The following is a 16969-nucleotide window of genomic DNA, read 5'->3' on the forward strand; positions in this document are numbered from 1 at the left end:
GTTCGCGAACCGGATCGGGTATGCCGCTGGGCGGCCTAGCGCGTGCGGCGCGCGAGCTTGCCCTCGAGCTCGGCGTGCCCCGCCGGACCCAGGGCGCGGGTGTCGAGGAGCGCCTGGGCGATCTCGCGGTCGCCCATCCAGGCGCGGAAGGCCATCGGCACCGTGATCCCGTGCCCGGGACGCCACGCCACCTGGATCTCGTCCCCGGGGAGGATCGTGCCGGCCTGGGTCACGGACAGGTAGGCCCCGGTGCGGCCACGGGCCGTGAACGCCTTGACCCAGCCGCGCTCCCCCATGTGCGCCGAGAACGTCGCGCACGGCACCCGAGGCCCCGTCACGGTGAGGACGACCGAGGACCCGATGCGCCACTGCTCCCCGACGAGCGAGCCGTCGACGTCGAACCCGGCCGTGGTGAGGTTCTCGCCGAACGTCCCCGGCGCCAGCTCGCGGCCGAGGTCGACGCCCCACCAGTCGAGCTCCTCGCGCGAGAAGGCGTAGACCGCCTGCTCGGTCCCTCCGTGGTGCTTGCGGTTCATCACCGCGTCGCCAGCGACACCGCTGCCCCCGGAGCCCTTGGGTCCCGGGTCCGCGACATGGATCTCGTCGACGGGGCGCTTGTCGATACCGGTGGGGCGCTTGATGATCCCGTCCCTCGGCGCTCCGACGTTGACCGAGTGCACCCGTGCTGCCATGCATCGCATCCTAGGCAGGCCCTCGCGAGGGGCGTCCTCCCTCTAGGCTCTGGCGGCATGGCGGACTTCATCGGCGCGGTCGACCAGGGCACGACGAGCACCCGGTTCATGGTCTTCGACCACGACGGCGCCGAGGTCGCGCGCCACCAGCTCGAGCACGAGCAGGTGCTCCCGCGCGCCGGCTGGGTCGAGCACAACCCGCTCGAGATCTGGGATCGGACGCAGACCGTCATCGGCAGCGCGCTGACCAGGGCCGGGCTGTCCGGCACCGACCTCGCCGCCATCGGCATCACCAACCAGCGCGAGACCGCGATCGTCTGGGACCGCCGCACCGGCCGCCCGTTCCACAACGCCATCGTCTGGCAGGACACGCGCACCGACTCCATCGCCAAGGCCCTCGACTCCGACGAGCGCGGGCAGACGATCCGGCACAAGGCGGGGCTGCCACCGGCGACCTACTTCTCGGCGGGCAAGGTCCAGTGGATCCTCGAGAACGTCGACGGTGTCCGCGAGGCGGCCGAGCGCGGCGACGCGCTGTTCGGCACCGCCGACACGTGGCTCGTCTGGAACCTCACCGGCGGCCCCCGCGGCGGCATCCACGCCACCGACGTCACCAACGCCAGCCGCACGATGCTCATGGACCTCACGACGCTCGACTGGGACGACGAGCTGCTCGGCTTCTTCGGCATCCCGCGCGCGATGCTCCCGGAGATCCATGCGAGCAGTGACGACACGGCATACGGGACGACGTCGGGGGAGCGAGGGACCGCGAAGGTGCCGATCACCGGCGTCCTCGGCGACCAGCAGGCGGCCACGGTCGGTCAGGTCTGCTTCGAGCCGGGCGAGGCCAAGAACACCTACGGCACCGGCAACTTCCTCCTGCTCAACACCGGCACCGAGCTCGTCCGCAGCGAGAACGGCCTGCTCACGACGGTCGCCTACCAGTTCGGTTCTGCCGCACCGGTCTACGCCCTCGAAGGGTCGATCGCCGTCACCGGCAGCGCGGTGCAGTGGCTGCGCGACCAGCTCGGCATCATCTCCGGCGCCTCCGAGATCGAGGGCCTCGCGGCCCAGGTCGACGACACGGGCGGCGTCTACTTCGTGCCGGCGTTCAGCGGGCTGTTCGCGCCCTACTGGCGCAGCGACGCGCGCGGCGCCATCGTCGGGCTCTCGCGCTTCAACACCAACGCGCACCTGGCGCGGGCCACCCTCGAGGCGATCTGCTACCAGAGCCGCGACGTCGCCGACGCGATGACCGCCGACTCCGGCGTCCGCATCGAGACGCTCCGGGTCGACGGCGGCGTCACCGCCAACCGGCTCTGCATGCAGCTCCAGGCCGACGTCCTCGGCGTGCCCGTGAGCAAGCCGGTGGTCGCCGAGACGACCGCCCTCGGAGCGGCGTATGCCGCGGGGCTGGCGACCGGGTTCTGGTCCGGGAACGACGAGCTGAGGTCCAAGTGGGCCGAGGCGCAGCGGTGGGAGCCGCAGTGGTCGGACGAGCAGCGGCGTGACGGGTACGCCGGGTGGCGCAAGGCGGTCGAGCGCACGCTCGACTGGGTCGACGTCGACTGACGCACCCCTCGGCCGGGCGGGCTACTCCGGCGCGAGCGGCTGCGCGAGGGCGTCGTAGACGATCTTCGAGAGCCCGTTGATCGTCTGCTTGCCGTAGCGGAAGCCCTCGGGGCTGCGGGTGAGGATCGCCATCGTGTGGCTGCGGCCGTTGCCGAGGACCCGGCCGATCGAGTTGAGCCGGTAGCCGTCGGGCAGAGGGCCCCACCCGTTCTTCGTCTCGGTGTAGGCGCTCGAGGGCAGCGGCGGGTCGGCGACACCCCACCGCTGGTCCGGGACCACGCCCGCCATGAGGTGGCGGATGTAGGCGCGGTGGCCGCCGTGGATGACCGGTGTGCCGGTGACCATGGCGTCCACGGCCTTGACGAGGTCCGAGGGGGTCGAGGTGCTGTAGCCCCACCACGTGTCGCCACCGGCCGGGCCGCCACCGCGCACCGTCGTCGAGGTGAGCCCGAGCTGCTGGGCGACGCGCTGCACGTTGGACGTCTCGACCCACGCGAGCAGCGCGTCGGTGGCGGCGTTGTCGCTCGCCTGGATCATCCGGCGCGCCTGCGAGTGGCGGGCCTGCGTGAACGGCTCACCCGTGTCCTGCACCTTCTTGAGGCAGGCCATGAGGATGAGCACCTTGACCGTGCTCAGCGTCTCGTTCTCGTACTCACGCCACGTGAAGCGGCCCCCGGTGCGCAGGTCGTGGACGGCGAGGCCCATCGTCCCGCCACGCTCGGCCCGGTGGGCGTCCAGCGCAGCCGTCAGCGCCGCGCGGTCGAGGGTCGCAACGGTGGGCCGGGCGGGGCGCGTGGCCGTGGCGCGCGCCGACGGACCGGCGGCGAGCCAGGCCGGGACACCGACGGCGGCACCGGCGAGGGCGGACCCGACGAGGAGTCGACGGCTCAGCGGGCGGGGGTCGGGCATGACAGGAGCGTAGGCGAGACCGCGACATATGCTCGTTTCCGTGACCCTCTCCCCCGCGGCACGGACATCCACCCTCGAGCGGCTCCGCTCCGGTGAGGAGCTCGACGTGCTCGTCGTCGGTGGGGGTGTCGTCGGCTGCGGAGTCGCGCTCGACGCCGTCACCCGCGGGCTGTCGACAGGCCTCATCGAGGCGCGCGACTACGCCAGCGGCACGAGTTCGCGCTCGAGCAAGCTCATCCACGGCGGCCTGCGCTACCTCGAGATGCTCGACTTCGGTCTCGTCCACGAGGCGCTCCAGGAGCGCCGGCTGCTCCTCACGACCATCGCGCCGCACCTCGTGCGACCCGTCCCCTTCATGTACCCGCTGAGCAAGCCCGCGTGGGAGCGCTTCTACGTCGGGTCCGGCATCGCGCTCTACGACGGGCTCGCGTTCGGGGTGCGCCAGACCGCGGGCCTGCCCCGGCACCGCCACCTCGGCAAGAAGGCCGCACTGCGCCTCATGCCGAGCCTGCGACCCGACGCTCTCACCGGCGCGATCCAGTACCACGACGCCCAGGTCGACGACGCCCGCTTCGTCCTCGAGCTCGCCCGCACCGCGGCCCAGCACGGCGCCCACGTCGTCAACCGGGTCGCCGCCGTGAGCCTGCTCCGCTCCGACGACGGTGAGCGCGTCGTCGGGGTCCGGGCACGCGACAACGCCACGGGCGAGGAGTTCGACATCCATGCCCGCCGGGTCGTCGCGGCGGCAGGCGTCTGGACCGACGAGATCCAGCAGATGCTCGGCGAGGACGGACCGCTCAAGGTGCGCTCGAGCAAGGGCATCCACCTCGTCGTGCCGCGCGACCGGATCACGTCCGAGACCGGCGTCATCCTGCGCACCGAGAAGTCCGTGCTCTTCATCATCCCGTGGGACGAGCACTGGATCATCGGCACGACCGACACCGACTGGACGCTCGACAAGGCGCACCCGGCCGCGACGTCGGCAGACATCGACTACCTCCTCGACACGGTCAACTCGGTCCTCGTCACTCCCCTGACGCGCGACGACATCGACGGTGTGTATGCCGGCCTGCGCCCGCTGATCTCGGGCGACGAGGACGACGAGACGACCAAGCTGTCGCGCGAGCACGTCGTCGCCACACCGGTTCCGGGCCTGACCCTCGTGGCCGGCGGCAAGTACACGACCTACCGGATCATGGCCAAGGACGCCGTCGACGAGGCCGTGAAGGACCTCGGCGCCGAGGTGGCACCTTCCTCGACCGACAAGGTGCCGCTCGCCGGGGCCGTCGGCTGGGAGTGGCTGAGCGAGCGCCCCCAGATCCTCGCCCGGTCGGCCGGCATCGACCAGGAGCACGTCGAGACGCTGCTCGAGCGCTACGGCACGCTCACCAAGGAGATCATCGCGCTCGTCAACGCCCGCCCCGAGCTCGGCGAGCTCTTGCCCGGCGGCGAGACGCACCTCAAGGCGGAGATCGTCTATGCCGCCGCGACCGAGGGCGCCATGCACCTCACCGACATCCTCACCCGCCGGACCCGCATCTCGATCGAGGCGCGTGACCGGGGCCTCACCGCAGCCCCGCACGCCGCGGCGCTCGCCGCACCGATCCTCGGCTGGGACGCAGCGCGGGTGGCGAACGAGATCGACATCTACCACCGCCGGGTCGAGGCGGAGATGTCGAGCCAGACGATGCCCGACGACGAGAGCGCGGACCAGGTCCGCCGCCTCGCCCCCGACGGCGCCCTCTGACTCGACTTCTTGCCCTGCTGGGACGGCGAGCGCCAGCGAACTGTCCCAGCAGGGCAAGAAGTCGCGGTGCTCAGCTCGGGACGAGCTCGAGTGGCGGGCCGTGGTGGGTGCACCAGCCGATGACGTCGTCGTCGACCTCGACCTGCGGCCGCCACGACCCCTGCGTCGGCAGCGGGTCCGGGTCCTCGAGCGCGACGCGCGCGACCGGCATACGAGGTCGTGCCTCGTCGATCGCGGCGAGCATCGCGGCGTACTCCTGCGGCGGCCAGTACTGTCGCGTGATCGAGTGCCACACGACGGTGAGCACGTCGTCGTCGGCCGACTCGGCCAGCCGCGCCCGGACCCACTCGGCGGCGCCCGCACGGTCGACGGCCACCGGGGTCTCGCGCAGCGTGGCGAGCGCCGCGACGAGCCGACCGTCGCGCTCGGGCATGTGCGGCCAGACGAACGAGCGGAGGTAGGCCGCACCCTCGTCCGTCGTCGCCTCGAACGGGTCGAGGTCGCACCCACGCCGCTCGACGACCTCGAAGGTCGCCGGCGAGAAGCCCGGTGCCTCGCAGCCGTCCAGCACGAGGTGCGCATCCGACGGCCCGGCCGACCACCCGTCGCCGACGAACCGGAACCGATCCACGAGGAGGTTGAGGCCCGCCGAGGCGCCCGGCTCGAGCAGCCGCACCTTGGCCAGTCCGGTCCGGCGCACCGCCTCCGACAGCCCCGCGAGCAGCGCCACCGACCGCCCCACCTCGTTGGTCTGGGGCGCCACGTCGAGGGCGTCGCGGAGCTCGGCGACGTGCGCACGCAGGACGGGCTCCACCGCCGGCCACACGGCATACCGGTCCGCCGTCCCACCCACGGACGGGTAGAAGCGCGCGAGCTCGGGAGCGTCGCCCCGCAGCACGATCCGGTGGATGCCGGCGAGGAGGCGCAGCTGGAGCATGTCGCCCGGCGGGGCGTCCTCGCGACCACGCAGGATCTCGCGCACGACACCCCCGCGGTCGGCGTCGTCGGCGAGCTGGCGCACGAGCACGCCGTAGAGGTGGTCGGTGTCGCCACCCCAGTGGTTGCGCATCCGCTCGACCACGGTGGCTCCGTCGTAGGCACTCACGCGTGCCACCATAGGGCGGTGAGCGAAGAGCAGAAGCAGGCAGAGAACCGGGCCCGTCCAACGACCGAGGAGTTCCGCGGGTTCGTCCGTGAGGACTGGGCCGAGCGCCGCCCGCAGGCGACCGGGCAGTCCCCCGCCGCCCCGTATGCCGCGGCCCGCCGCGAGGACGTCAGCGCCGCCTTCCCGGGTGACCGGGTCGTCGTGCCGGCCGGCGGGCTCAAGGTGCGCAGCAACGACACCGACTACGTCTTCCGCCCGCACACCGCGTTCGCCCACCTCACCGGCCTCGGCGCCGACCGCGAGCCGGACGCCGTCCTCGTGCTCGAGCCGACCGCCGACGGCCACGAGGCCGTCCTGTACTTCCGACCGCTCGGTGAGCGTGACAGCGACGAGTTCTTCGCCGACGCCCGCTACGGCGAGTTCTGGGTCGGCGCCCGTCCGAGCCTGGCCGACATCGAGCTCGAGCTCGGCCTCACCGCCCGCCACATCGACGAGTTCGAGGCGGCCGTAGCCAAGGACGCGGGGCAGGTCACGGTGCGCGTCGTCCGCGACGCCGACCGCGAGCTCACCGCGTCGCTCGACGAGTCCCGGGTCGAGAACGGCGCCGAGCACGAGTCGCTCGCCGAGCACGACGACGCGCTCGCCCACGCCCTGTCCGTCCTGCGCCTCACCAAGGACGAGTGGGAGATCGAGCAGATGCGTGAGGCCGTCGCCGCCACGCACGTCGGCTTCGAGGCCGTCATCGCCGAGCTCGAGACCGCGGCTGAGCTCGGCCGCGGCGAGCGCTGGATCGAGGGTGTCTTCGGCCTGCACGCCCGCCACCAGGGCAACGGCGTCGGCTACGACTCGATCGCCGCGTCCGGCGACCACGCCAACACGCTGCACTGGATCAAGAACACCGGCGACGTCGCCGAGGGCGACCTCGTCCTGCTCGACGCCGGTGTCGAGGTCGACTCGCTCTTCACCGCCGACATCACCCGCACGCTGCCCGTGAGCGGCACCTTCACCGACGCGCAGCGCGAGATCTACGACGCCGTGTACGCCGCGCAGGAGGCCGGGATCGCCGCGGCCAAGCCGGGAGCGAAGTTCTCCGACATCCACGCCGCCGCCATCCGGGTCATCGCCGAGCACCTCCACGCGTGGGGGCTGCTGCCCGAGGGTGTCTCGGTCGAGGACACCCTCGACACCGAGCACGGCCAGTACCACCGTCGCTGGATGGTCCACGGCACCTCGCACCACCTCGGCCTCGACGTCCACGACTGCGCCCTGGCCACCCGCGCCGAGTACATGGACGCCGAGCTCCAGCCGGGCATGGTCCTCACCGTCGAGCCCGGGCTCTACTTCAAGGCCGACGACCTCAAGGTGCCCGAGCGCTTCCGCGGCATCGGCGTGCGGATCGAGGACGACATCGTCATCACCGCCGACGGCAACGAGAACCTCTCGGCCGCGATGCCGCGCAGCAGCGCCGCCGTCGAGGCCTGGATCGCGGACATCCGCGAGGAGAACGCCTGACGCACGACTGATTGCCCCACGGTGCAGCGGCGAGCGCAGCGAGCAGCTGCACCGTGGGGCAATCAGTCGTGCGTGTGGGTCAGCGGCGGTTGACGACGTCCAGCACGAGGGCGTGGGTCACGCCGTCGGCCTGTGCGGCCTGAGCGCCCATCTCGAGGATCATCGGCACGAGCGCGTCCGGCTTGGGGAAGTCGTCCGGCAGTGCCGAGTTGTATGCCGTGTGCGCCTCGAGCGAGGTGACCGCCACCTCGACGCGGTCAGAGACGTCGACGTAGTGCGTCGGCTTCGAGGGGCCGGCGAACGCGAGGATCTTGACGTTCCATGGCTCGAAGCCCTCGTCGACGAGCTCGGGGAAGATCCAGCGGTTGCCGGCGTCGGCGACCGCGTCGACCGTCGCCAGCCCGACAGCGCGGTGGTCGGCCTGGTTGAGCATGCCGGCGACGAACCGGTCGCCGTAGTCGCCGGTGATGACGAGGTCGGGTCGCCTGCGGCGGATCTCGCGGGCGATGTCGCGGCGCAGGGCGAGGCCGTACTCGACGACGCCGTCGTGGTGGTCGCCGAAGTCCACCTCGGTGACACCGACGACGGCGGCGCTGGCACGTTCCTCCGCCTCACGGACGGTCGCGGCCTCCTCCGGCGCCATGGTGTCGATCCCTGCCTCACCCCGGGTGAGCAGGAAGTAGGTCACGGTCTTGCCGGCCTCGGTCCACTTCGCGACCGCGGCCGCCGTGCCGTACTCGATGTCGTCGGGGTGGGCGACGACGCACAGGACGGACGAGAACTCCTCGGGCATCTCCTGCAGCGGAGGGCCGAACGCTGGGGCGGACATGTCGCTCAGGCTAGACCCGGGCGTGAGCCACCGACGCGGGTTCGTCGAGACGCGGTCAGTGCGTCGACGCGGGACCGGTGGTCGGGTCGGTGCGGCGGGCCTGCTCCTGGAGCCGCTGCGCCTCCGCCTGAGCCGCCGCCATCGGGTCCATCTGCGCGATGAGCTCACGGCCGCGGGCCGCGTGCTTGTGCTCGGTGAGCACCTCGTACTTCGTGGCCACGACCTGGGTCACCGAGGTGAAGTCGCGCTGGCCACCGGTGAGCGAGTAGCCGACGAAGGCCCAGATCGCGCCGAACACGGCGCCGAAGACGACCGTCATGAGCACCGACGTCCACGCGAACCCGCTCGTGTCGAACAGCGCGAAGATCATGCCGATGAGCAGACCGAGCCACGCACCGGACAGGACGCCGCCGAGGAGGATGCGGCCACGCGTCAGCCGGCCGGTGACCCGCTCGAGCTGCTTGAGGTCGGTGCCGACGATGAGGACGTCCTCGACGGGGAACTCGTGGTCCGAGAGGTAGTCGACGGCCTTCTGGGCCGAGGCGTACGTGTCGTGGACACCGAGGGACATCGGGTAGTCGAGGGACATCAGCTTCTGGGCCGCTGCGGGACCCAGTCCGCGCGTCGGTTGGGTGCTCATGCCCCCATGGTCGCATTCCGGGCTGGACGGCGGCTGGGAGCCCGCTGACCGGCATACGAGCAACCCTGTCCACACGTCCGCAACCCCGGTCGAGAACCCGACCACCGTTACGGACGCGGTGAAGTCGGTCAGCGCTTGAGCGCGTACTCCTCGAGGAGGCGGCGGCCGATGATCATCTTCTGGATCTCCGCGGTGCCCTCGCCGATGAGCAGCATCGGGGCCTCACGGTAGAGGCGCTCGATCTCATACTCCTTGGAGTAGCCGTAGCCACCGTGGATCCGGAAGGACTGCTCGACGACGTCGGCGCAGTACTCCGCGGCGAGGTACTTCGCCATCCCCGCCTCGAGGTCGTTGCGCTCGCCCTTGTCCTTGAGCCGCGCGGCCTTGACCATCATCTGGTGGGCGGCCTCGACCTTGGTCGCCATGTCGGCGAGGCGGAACATGATCGCCTGGTGCTGCGCGATCTGCTTGCCGAACGTCTCGCGCTGCTGCGCGTAGGCGATGCCGAGCTCGAAAGCCCTGCGAGACAACCCACATGCGCGTGCCGCGACGTTGACGCGGCCGACCTCGACGCCGTCCATCATCTGGTAGAAGCCCTTGCCGGGAACCCCGCCGAGGATCTGCGCGGACGTCGTCTCGTGGCCCTCGAGGACGAGCTCGGTCGTGTCGACGCCCTTGTAGCCCATCTTCTCGATCTTGCCGGGGACGGTGACGCCCTGGGCGGTCTGCCCGAAGCCTGGTTCCTTCTCGACGAGGAAGGTCGTCATGTTCTTGTAGGGGCTGTCGCTCTCGCCCAGGTCGGTCTTGACGAGCACGGCGACGAGGTTGGACGAACCGCCGTTGGTGAGCCACATCTTCTGCGCGTTGACGGTCCACTTCTGGTCCTCGCCCTCACCCTCGCCGGCGACCGCTTTGGACTTGATCGCGGCCACGTCGGACCCGAGACCCGGCTCCGACATGGAGAACGCGCCACGGACCTCGCCCGTGGCCATCCGCGGCAGGTAGCGCTGCTTCTGCTCCTCGGTCCCGTGCTGGAGCAGCATGTAGGCCACGATGAAGTGGGTGTTGATGATGCCGCTCACCGACATCCAGCCGCGCGCGATCTCCTCGACGCACAGCGCGTAGGTCAGCAGGGACTCGCCCAGACCGCCGTACTCCTCGGGGATCATCAGCCCGAAGATCCCCATCTCCTTCATCCCCTCGACGATCTCCGTCGGGTACTCGTCGGCGTGCTCGAGGTCCTGCGCGACCGGGATGATCTGCTCCTCGACGAACTGCCGCACGAGCTTGATGAGCTCGCTCTGCTCGTCGGTGAGGCCGTCGGTGCGCTGGAGCCGGGACATGTGTGAGCCACCTGTTCATGGGGACGGGAGAGACCTTTGTGAGTATGCCGTCCGCCCACCTCACGCTGAACCCGCAGCGCGCGTGATCCCCCCCACCTCCCCACTCCGACGTGGTGCGACTTATTGCGACTTTGCAGAGTCGCTCGCTGCCTTCGCAACTCTGCAAAGTCGCAATAAGTCGGTGGCGCGGGGCAGGGACGGGGTGTCACGCTGGGACCCGGCTGCACGGCATAGCACTGCTGCGGAGCCCCGACCCGAACCGAGACAAGAGGAGGCGCGACATGTCCACGACTGTCCTGGGCCGTTCCCACGCCCACATCCTTCACACCTCGGAGTCCACGAATGACCTTTCACGAGACCGCGACCGAGTCGCCTCTCTTCGCGAGCAACACCTGCCCTGACACCCCGCCCGAGGGTGAGCGCTGGTCCTCCTGGGACGGCGCCATGCACGGGCCGAAGCCCCGACCCGACTGGGTCATCACCGCCCTCGCCGCCGTCGAGACGGACCTCGGGGTCCTCAAGACGGGCAAGGAGGCGGACGTCCACCTCCTGCGACGGTGGCTGCCCGACGGCACCGACGAGCCGGCCGTCGACAGCCTCCTCGCGGCCAAGCGCTACCGCGGCAGCGAGAACCGGCTCTTCCACCGCGACAGCGGCTACCTCGAGGGCCGCCGGGTCCGCAAGAGCCGCGAGATGCGGGCGATGGCGCGACGCACGGAGTTCGGTCGCGCGATGATCGCGGGCCAGTGGGCGGCGGCCGAGTTCGACGCGCTCGCACGGCTGTGGGAGCTCGGGCTGCCCGTGCCCTACCCGGTCCAGCTCAACGAGGCCGAGATGCTCATGGAGTTCATCGGCACCGGGCGCACCGCAGCACCGCGGCTCGTCCAGACGAAGCCGTCACCCGAGCTGCTCGCCGAGCTGTTCGAGCAGTTCCGGCACGTCGTCCTCACTCTCGCGCAGGAGGGCTGGGCGCACGGCGACCTCTCGCCCTACAACGTGCTCGTGCACGACGACCGGCTCGTCGTCATCGACTGGCCGCAGATCGTCGACGTCGTCGGCAACCCGCACGGGTTCGAGTTCCTCGAGCGCGACGTCCGCACGATGTGCGACTGGTTCGTCCGGCGCGGGCTCGACGTCGACGCCGACCTCGTGTTCGGCGACGCCGCGTCGATGGCGGCCGGGTCGACGTGGTGACGCGCGGGTCAGTGACCCGTGCGTCAGGGCGTCACGGCGTCAGTAGACCCAGACCTTGCGGCCCATGTTGACCCAGCCCTTGGCCCACATCATGTCCTGGGCCGCCGTGCTCACGCGGCAGCAGCCGTGCGAGGCGGGGTAGGGCGGGATGGAGGACGAGCCGTGGACGGCGAAGTCGCCCTTCCAGTAGGTCGGGCGCCACATGTTGCCGAGCCGGCCGTTCTGCCAGCCGTTGGCCCACCGGTAGTAGATCTTGTAGCTGCCGGTGGGCGTGCGAGCGGTCTTCCACGAGCCGCCGGAGTAGTAGCGCTCGCCGCTCCCCGTGCTCGTGTTGAGGGTGTAGAGGAGCTTGCCGTTGCTCACGACCATGAGCAGCTGGCGCCCGATGTTGACCTCGATGGCCGAGCCCGAGGTGGTCTTGGGGCGGGGCCGGACACCCGCGCGCAGCGCGTTCCAGGTGGCCGTTCCGACGACGCTGTCCCGCTTGAGGCCGGCGGCCTTCTGCACGGCCCACACCGCCTGCTGGGTGACGTGGCCGTAGCTGCCGTTGGCGGTACCGCACCAGTAGCCCAGCGCGTTGAGACGGTGCTGGAGGTTGGCGACGACCGGACCGGAGTCGCCGTACCTCACCGTGCGCTCGGGCAGCGGCATGGCACCGGCCTCCGGCATGGCGAGGGCGCTGGCGCCGAGCACCGAGGCTCCCGCTCCGCCCAGGAGCGCCGCCCGCCGCGACACCTGCTGACCAGTCAGCTCCATCATTCCCCTGCTTTCACGAGTCCCCGGTGTCCGCTCGGACGCACGGCGACCCGACCAGGGCGCTGCGCGGGGAATGGGGCGAAGCCTACCGCCGACCGGCGATCACGTCATGGGTGGCGAGGACGCGCTGGGCGATGTCGACGTGGAGGTTCTCGATCATCCGCCCCTTGTGGGTGACGACGCCGCTGCCGGCCCCGGCCTCCCACGCCTCGAGGATGCCGCGCGCATCCGCGACGGCCGCCTCGCTCGGTGCGAAGGTCGTGTTGCACACCTCGACCTGTCCCGGGTGGATCAGGGTCTTGCCGTCGAAGCCGAAGTCGCGGCCCTGGACGCACTCGGCCTCGAAGCCCTCGGCGTCCTTGACGTCGTTGTAGACGCCGTCGAGGATCGCGATCCCCGACTCACGCGCGGCGAGCAGCGACAGCTGGAGCGACGTGATGAGCGGTCCGCGCCCGGGCACGTGGTCGGCGCGAAGCTCCTTGACCAGGTCGTTGGTCCCCATGACGAGGACGGCGAGCCGGGGCGAGGCGGAGGCGATGTCGCGCACGTTGAAGATGGCCTCCGGCGTCTCGATCATCGCCCAGAGCATCGTGTGCTCCGGAGCACCGGCCGCCTCCAGCGCCGCCACGAGCGAGCGGACCTGGTCGGCCGACCCGACCTTGGGCACGACGACACCCGCGGGGCCGGCCTCGGCCGCAGCGGTGAGGTCGGCGTCGTGCCACCGGGTGCCGATGCCGTTGATGCGGATCGTCACCTCACGGTCACCGTAGTCACCCGAGGCCGCCGCGGCACAGGCGTTCTCACGTGCGGACTCCTTGGCGTCCGGTGCGACGGCGTCCTCGAGGTCGAGGATGAGCGCGTCGACCGGCAGCGTCTTGGCCTTCTCGAGGGCCCGCTCGTTCGAGCTCGGCATGTAGAGGACCGAACGACGAGGCACGTATGCCGTCGGCTCCCCCATCAGGACGCCTCACCCTCGCGTGCGGCGGCTGGTGCGTCGACGGCATACAGGCTGGCGAGCTCCGGGTCGTTCGCGCTGAGGCGCTCCGCGAGCTCGAGGATGACGAGGCACTGCTTGAGCGAGGCGTCATCCTCCATCTTGCCGTCGAGCATCACGGCGCCGGTGCCGTCACCCATGGCCTCCTTGACGCGGCGCGCGTGGGCCACGTCCTCCGCGGACGGGCTGAAGACGCGCTTGGCGATGTCGACCTGGACCGGGTGCAGGGACCACGTCCCGACGCAGCCGAGGAGGAAGGCGTTGCGGAACTGGTCCTCGCAGGCCACGACGTCCTTGATGTCCCCGAACGGGCCGTAGTACGGGAAGATCCCGTGCATCGCGCAGGCGTCGACCATCCGCGCGATCGTGTAGTGCCAGAGATCCTGCTGGTAGGTCGCCCGCTGCGCGGTCACCGGATCGACGCCCTCACCGAGGTCGGTCGCCGGGTCCTGGCGGACGAGGTAGCCCGGGTGGCCTCCCCCGACGCGGGTCGTCTTCATCCGGCGGTCGGCGGCGAGGTCGGCCGGCCCGAGGCTGATCCCCTGCATGCGCGGGGAGGCGCCGGCGATGGCCTCGACGTTGGCCATTCCGCGGGCCGTCTCGAGGATCGCGTGCACGAGGATCGGCCGGCTGAGACCGGCTCGGGCCTCGAGCTGGGCGAGGATCCGGTCGACGTAGTGGATGTCCTCGGGTCCCTGGACCTTGGGCACCATGATGACGTCGAGCCTGTCGCCGATCTCGGTGACGAGGGTGATGAGGTCGTCGAGGACCCACGGGCTGTCGAGGCTGTTGATGCGCGTCCAGAGCTGGGTGCTGTCACCGAAGTCGGTGGCCTTCGCGATGTCGACGAGGCCCTGACGGGCGGCCTCCTTGCGGTCGGCCTTGACCGCGTCCTCGAGGTTGCCGAGGAGGACGTCGACGGTGCCGACCATCCCCGGGACCTTCGCGGCCATCTTCTCGTTGCTCGGGTCGAAGAAGTGGATCATCCGGCTGGGGCGGGCGGGGACCTCACGCACCGGCGCCGGGGCGCCGACCGCGAGAGGGCCGAAGAAGTCCTTGGGTGAGCGCATGGTGCCGGACGCTAGCAGTGCGGGGGCGCGGTGCGTTATGAGACAGTTCACGCCGTGAGCGGCTCCCCGGAGACACCCTCCCCCGTCAACGTGACGCGTCTGCTCGCCGAGGCGGCGAGCAAGTCCGGCGTGATGTGGATCGAGGTGCCCGACAAGGGTGCCCGCGCCGTGTGGTTCGTGTGGCACGACGACGAGGACCCCCGCGGATCCGGCCCTGCGGCATACGTCGTCTCGGGCATCGGCGAGCAGAGCCTCCCGCACCTGCCGGACGAGGTCGGCGTCGTCTTCCGCAGCAAGGACAGCGGCGCGCGGCTGCTGTCCCTGCGCGCGAGCGCCCGTGAGCTCGACCCGTCGACGCCGGAGTGGGAGCAGGCGGCCGAGGTGCTGCGGGCCGAGCGCCTCAACGCGACCGGCGACGTCGTGGCGCGCTGGCGAGAGGGCTGCGTCATCCACGTCCTCACCCCTCACGGACGACCCGACGAGGCACCCGGCTCGTATGCCGCGGAGCACGGCCGCGTCACCGTGACCCCCGCGCGGGGCACCACGGCGGGCTGGCGTCCGTGGCACTGGCGCGGCCGCTCCCCCCGCTGACGCCACCTGTCCCGCCCGAGGTGGGTCTCTCCCTGTTCGCCCGGTCGGGGTCATCAGGCGACGTGAGCCGAACCCGCCCCCCGCGGCGGGTCGCCCGCCCTGCGCGGGCGGGGAGGTCGACCCGACTAGCCTGTCCGGTGTGAGCACGAGCACCCGCGTCTTCGTCGGCAGACTGGCCGAGCTCGCCGTCTTCGACCCCTTGGGCGACCCCGTCGGTCGCGTTCGCGACGTCGTCGTGACCTTCAGCGCCCAGCGCACGAGGCCCCGCGTCATCGGCCTCGTCGTCGAGGTTCCCGGCCGCCGCCGGGTCTTCGTGCCGATGACCCGTGTCACGTCGGTCGACGGTGGTCAGGTCATCACCACCGGCCTGGTCAACATGCGCCGCTTCGAGCAGCGCCCCAACGAGACGCTCGTCCTCGCCGAGCTCATCGAGCGCCGGGTCACGGTGCGCGACGAGGGCGGCGAGCTCGTCGAGGCGACGGTCGAGGACATCGGGCTCGAGCAGAACCATGCCCGCAGCTGGTCGGTGACCCGCGCGTTCGTCCGCCGCGCCTCGGCCCGCAGCTCCCTCACCCGCCTGGGTCGCCGCCGGGGCGAGACGTTCGTCGTGCCCATCGAGGACGTCACCGGCCTGCGCGACACCGCCGACGTGCAGAGCGCCGCCCGTCTGCTCGAGCACTACGAGGACCTCAAGCCGGCCGACCTCGCCGAGGCCATCCACGACCTGCCGGCCAAGCGCCGGGCCGAGGTCGCCGCCGCCCTCGCCGACGACCAGCTCGCCGACGTCCTCGAGGAGCTGCCCGAGGAGGAGCAGGTCGAGATCATCGCCGGCCTCGGCAACGACCGCGTCGCGGACGTGCTCGAGGCGATGGAGCCCGACGACGCCGCCGACCTCCTCGCCGAGCTGCCGACGGCACGCCAGGAGGAGCTCCTCGAGCTCATGGAGCCCGACGAGGCCGCGGACCTGCGCCGCCTGCTCACCTACGACGAGAACACCGCCGGTGGTCTCATGACGACCGAGCCGGTCATCCTCGGCCCCGACGCGTCGATCGCCGAGGCGCTGGCAGTCGTGCGCCGCAAGGAGCTGTCCACGACGATGGCGTGCACCGTCTTCGTCTGCCGCCCGCCGCTCGAGACGCCGACCGGCAAGTTCCTCGGCATGGTGCACATCCAGCGCCTGCTGCGCGAACCCCCGCACGCCTCGATCGGCACCATCCTCGACAAGGACGTCGAGCCGGTGACGACCGACGCGACGACGGGGCAGGTGACGCGCATGCTCGCGACCTACGACCTCGTCGCCCTGCCTGTGGTCGACGACAACGGTCTGCTCGTCGGGGCCGTCACCGTCGACGACGTCCTCGACCACCTCCTGCCCGACGACTGGCGCGAGGACCGCCACGAGGTCACGGGCTCGCACGAGGTGGTCCCGCATGGCTGAGCGCCGCGACCGGGCACCACGCCTCGACCAGCCGCGAGAGGCCCGCCGCCAGTTCCTCAGCCGACCCGAGGCACTCACCGAGGAGGCCTTCGGCGTCCTCTCCGAGAAGTTCGCCCGCTACATGGGGACCGCCTACTTCCTCATCGGCATGACGATCTTCGTGCTCGCGTGGGTCGTCTGGAACCTCCTCGCGCCGCACGACTGGCGCTTCGACGAGTACCCGTTCATCTTCCTCACGCTCATGCTCAGCCTCCAGGCGTCGTATGCCGCCCCGCTCATCCTCCTCGCGCAGAACCGCCAGGCGGACCGTGACCGGGTCATGCTCGAGCAGGACCGCACCCGCGACGAGCGCAACCTCGCCGACACCGAGTTCCTCACCCGCGAGGTCGCCGCGCTGCGCATCGCGATGCGCGACAACGCCACCCGTGACTTCGTCCGCGGCGAGCTGCGCGACCTCATCGACGAGATGGAGGAGCGCGGCCTCGTCATCGGCCGGGTCGCACCCGAGGACAGTGACGCGTCAGACACCGCCGACGGCCGGACCGATGAGGGTGGATCGCACCGCGCGACCTAGCAT

16 protein-coding genes are annotated in these 16969 nt (G+C 71.1%); 7 read left to right on the forward strand and 9 right to left on the reverse strand.

Annotation, left to right across the window (positions count from 1 at the left end; genetic code table 11):
• Positions 1-35: 35 nt before the first annotated feature.
• On the reverse strand, positions 36-692 hold the full coding sequence (locus ACSQ11_RS00610; RefSeq protein WP_436002059.1) for an MOSC domain-containing protein: 657 nt from the start codon (positions 690-692) through the stop codon (positions 36-38).
• Positions 693-749: 57 nt separating this feature from the next.
• Between ACSQ11_RS00610 and glpK the strand changes: the two genes are divergently transcribed.
• The gene (glpK, locus tag ACSQ11_RS00615) at positions 750-2264 is read left to right on the forward strand and encodes a glycerol kinase GlpK (RefSeq protein ID WP_436002061.1); all 1515 of its coding nucleotides are present in this window, start codon (positions 750-752) and stop codon (positions 2262-2264) included.
• Positions 2265-2285: 21 nt separating this feature from the next.
• On the opposite strand, the gene ACSQ11_RS00620 is transcribed toward glpK, so the two are convergent.
• On the reverse strand, positions 2286-3173 hold the full coding sequence (locus ACSQ11_RS00620) for a serine hydrolase (RefSeq protein WP_436002063.1): 888 nt from the start codon (positions 3171-3173) through the stop codon (positions 2286-2288).
• Between the two features lie 28 nt (positions 3174-3201).
• Between ACSQ11_RS00620 and ACSQ11_RS00625 the strand changes: the two genes are divergently transcribed.
• Positions 3202-4920: a glycerol-3-phosphate dehydrogenase/oxidase gene (locus tag ACSQ11_RS00625; protein ID WP_436002065.1), complete on the forward strand. Its 1719-nt coding sequence runs from the start codon at positions 3202-3204 to the stop codon at positions 4918-4920.
• Positions 4921-4990: 70 nt separating this feature from the next.
• On the opposite strand, the gene ACSQ11_RS00630 is transcribed toward ACSQ11_RS00625, so the two are convergent.
• Positions 4991-6025, reverse strand: coding sequence for a DUF2332 domain-containing protein (locus ACSQ11_RS00630; protein WP_436002067.1), 1035 nt, complete (start codon positions 6023-6025; stop codon positions 4991-4993).
• 18 nt (positions 6026-6043) lie between these two features.
• Here ACSQ11_RS00630 and ACSQ11_RS00635 point away from each other — a divergent pair, with 18 nt between their 5' ends.
• Positions 6044-7537, forward strand: a complete 1494-nt coding sequence (locus ACSQ11_RS00635; RefSeq protein WP_436002069.1) for an aminopeptidase P family protein — start codon at positions 6044-6046, stop codon at positions 7535-7537.
• 79 nt (positions 7538-7616) lie between these two features.
• Here the strand turns inward: ACSQ11_RS00635 and ACSQ11_RS00640 are convergent, their stop codons facing one another.
• From ACSQ11_RS00640 to ACSQ11_RS00650, 3 genes are all read right to left on the reverse strand, one after another.
• Complete coding sequence (locus ACSQ11_RS00640; RefSeq protein WP_436002071.1) at positions 7617-8366, reverse strand: PIG-L deacetylase family protein; 750 nt, start codon at positions 8364-8366, stop codon at positions 7617-7619.
• A gap of 55 nt (positions 8367-8421) precedes the next feature.
• Positions 8422-9006 (reverse strand): general stress protein, encoded by a 585-nt coding sequence (locus tag ACSQ11_RS00645; RefSeq protein ID WP_436002074.1) that lies wholly within the window; start codon positions 9004-9006, stop codon positions 8422-8424.
• A 128-nt stretch (positions 9007-9134) separates the two neighbouring features.
• Positions 9135-10349, reverse strand: a complete 1215-nt coding sequence (locus ACSQ11_RS00650; RefSeq protein ID WP_436002076.1) for an acyl-CoA dehydrogenase family protein — start codon at positions 10347-10349, stop codon at positions 9135-9137.
• Positions 10350-10691: 342 nt separating this feature from the next.
• Here ACSQ11_RS00650 and ACSQ11_RS00655 point away from each other — a divergent pair, with 342 nt between their 5' ends.
• Positions 10692-11543, forward strand: coding sequence for a serine protein kinase RIO (locus ACSQ11_RS00655; protein ID WP_436002078.1), 852 nt, complete (start codon positions 10692-10694; stop codon positions 11541-11543).
• A gap of 39 nt (positions 11544-11582) precedes the next feature.
• Here ACSQ11_RS00655 and ACSQ11_RS00660 read toward each other — a convergent pair whose 3' ends face one another.
• The 3 genes from ACSQ11_RS00660 to ACSQ11_RS00670 all read right to left on the reverse strand — a co-directional run bounded on the left by ACSQ11_RS00660 (position 11583) and on the right by ACSQ11_RS00670 (position 14363).
• Positions 11583-12299, reverse strand: coding sequence for a L,D-transpeptidase family protein (locus ACSQ11_RS00660; protein WP_436002080.1), 717 nt, complete (start codon positions 12297-12299; stop codon positions 11583-11585).
• A gap of 85 nt (positions 12300-12384) precedes the next feature.
• Positions 12385-13257 carry an HpcH/HpaI aldolase/citrate lyase family protein gene (locus tag ACSQ11_RS00665; protein WP_436002082.1) on the reverse strand — a complete coding sequence of 291 codons (873 nt, stop codon included), beginning with the start codon at positions 13255-13257 and terminating at the stop codon, positions 12385-12387.
• On the reverse strand, positions 13257-14363 hold the full coding sequence (locus tag ACSQ11_RS00670; RefSeq protein ID WP_436002084.1) for an HpcH/HpaI aldolase/citrate lyase family protein: 1107 nt from the start codon (positions 14361-14363) through the stop codon (positions 13257-13259). Before ACSQ11_RS00670 ends, ACSQ11_RS00665 begins: the two co-directional genes overlap by 1 nt.
• A gap of 54 nt (positions 14364-14417) precedes the next feature.
• On the opposite strand from ACSQ11_RS00670, the gene ACSQ11_RS00675 reads away from it, so the two are divergent.
• The 3 genes from ACSQ11_RS00675 (at position 14418) to ACSQ11_RS00685 (ending at position 16966) form a co-directional block, all read left to right on the forward strand.
• A complete protein-coding gene (locus tag ACSQ11_RS00675) occupies positions 14418-14954 on the forward strand; it encodes a hypothetical protein (RefSeq protein WP_436002086.1) in 537 nt (178 codons plus the stop codon).
• 139 nt (positions 14955-15093) lie between these two features.
• Complete coding sequence (locus tag ACSQ11_RS00680) at positions 15094-16392, forward strand: magnesium transporter MgtE N-terminal domain-containing protein (RefSeq protein ID WP_436002088.1); 1299 nt, start codon at positions 15094-15096, stop codon at positions 16390-16392.
• Positions 16385-16966 (forward strand): DUF1003 domain-containing protein, encoded by a 582-nt coding sequence (locus ACSQ11_RS00685; protein WP_436002090.1) that lies wholly within the window; start codon positions 16385-16387, stop codon positions 16964-16966. Before ACSQ11_RS00680 ends, ACSQ11_RS00685 begins: the two co-directional genes overlap by 8 nt.
• The last annotated feature ends 3 nt before the right edge of the window (positions 16967-16969 follow it).

It is taken from the genome of Knoellia sp. LjRoot47, assembly GCF_964253435.1.
Classification (GTDB): domain Bacteria; phylum Actinomycetota; class Actinomycetes; order Actinomycetales; family Dermatophilaceae; genus Knoellia.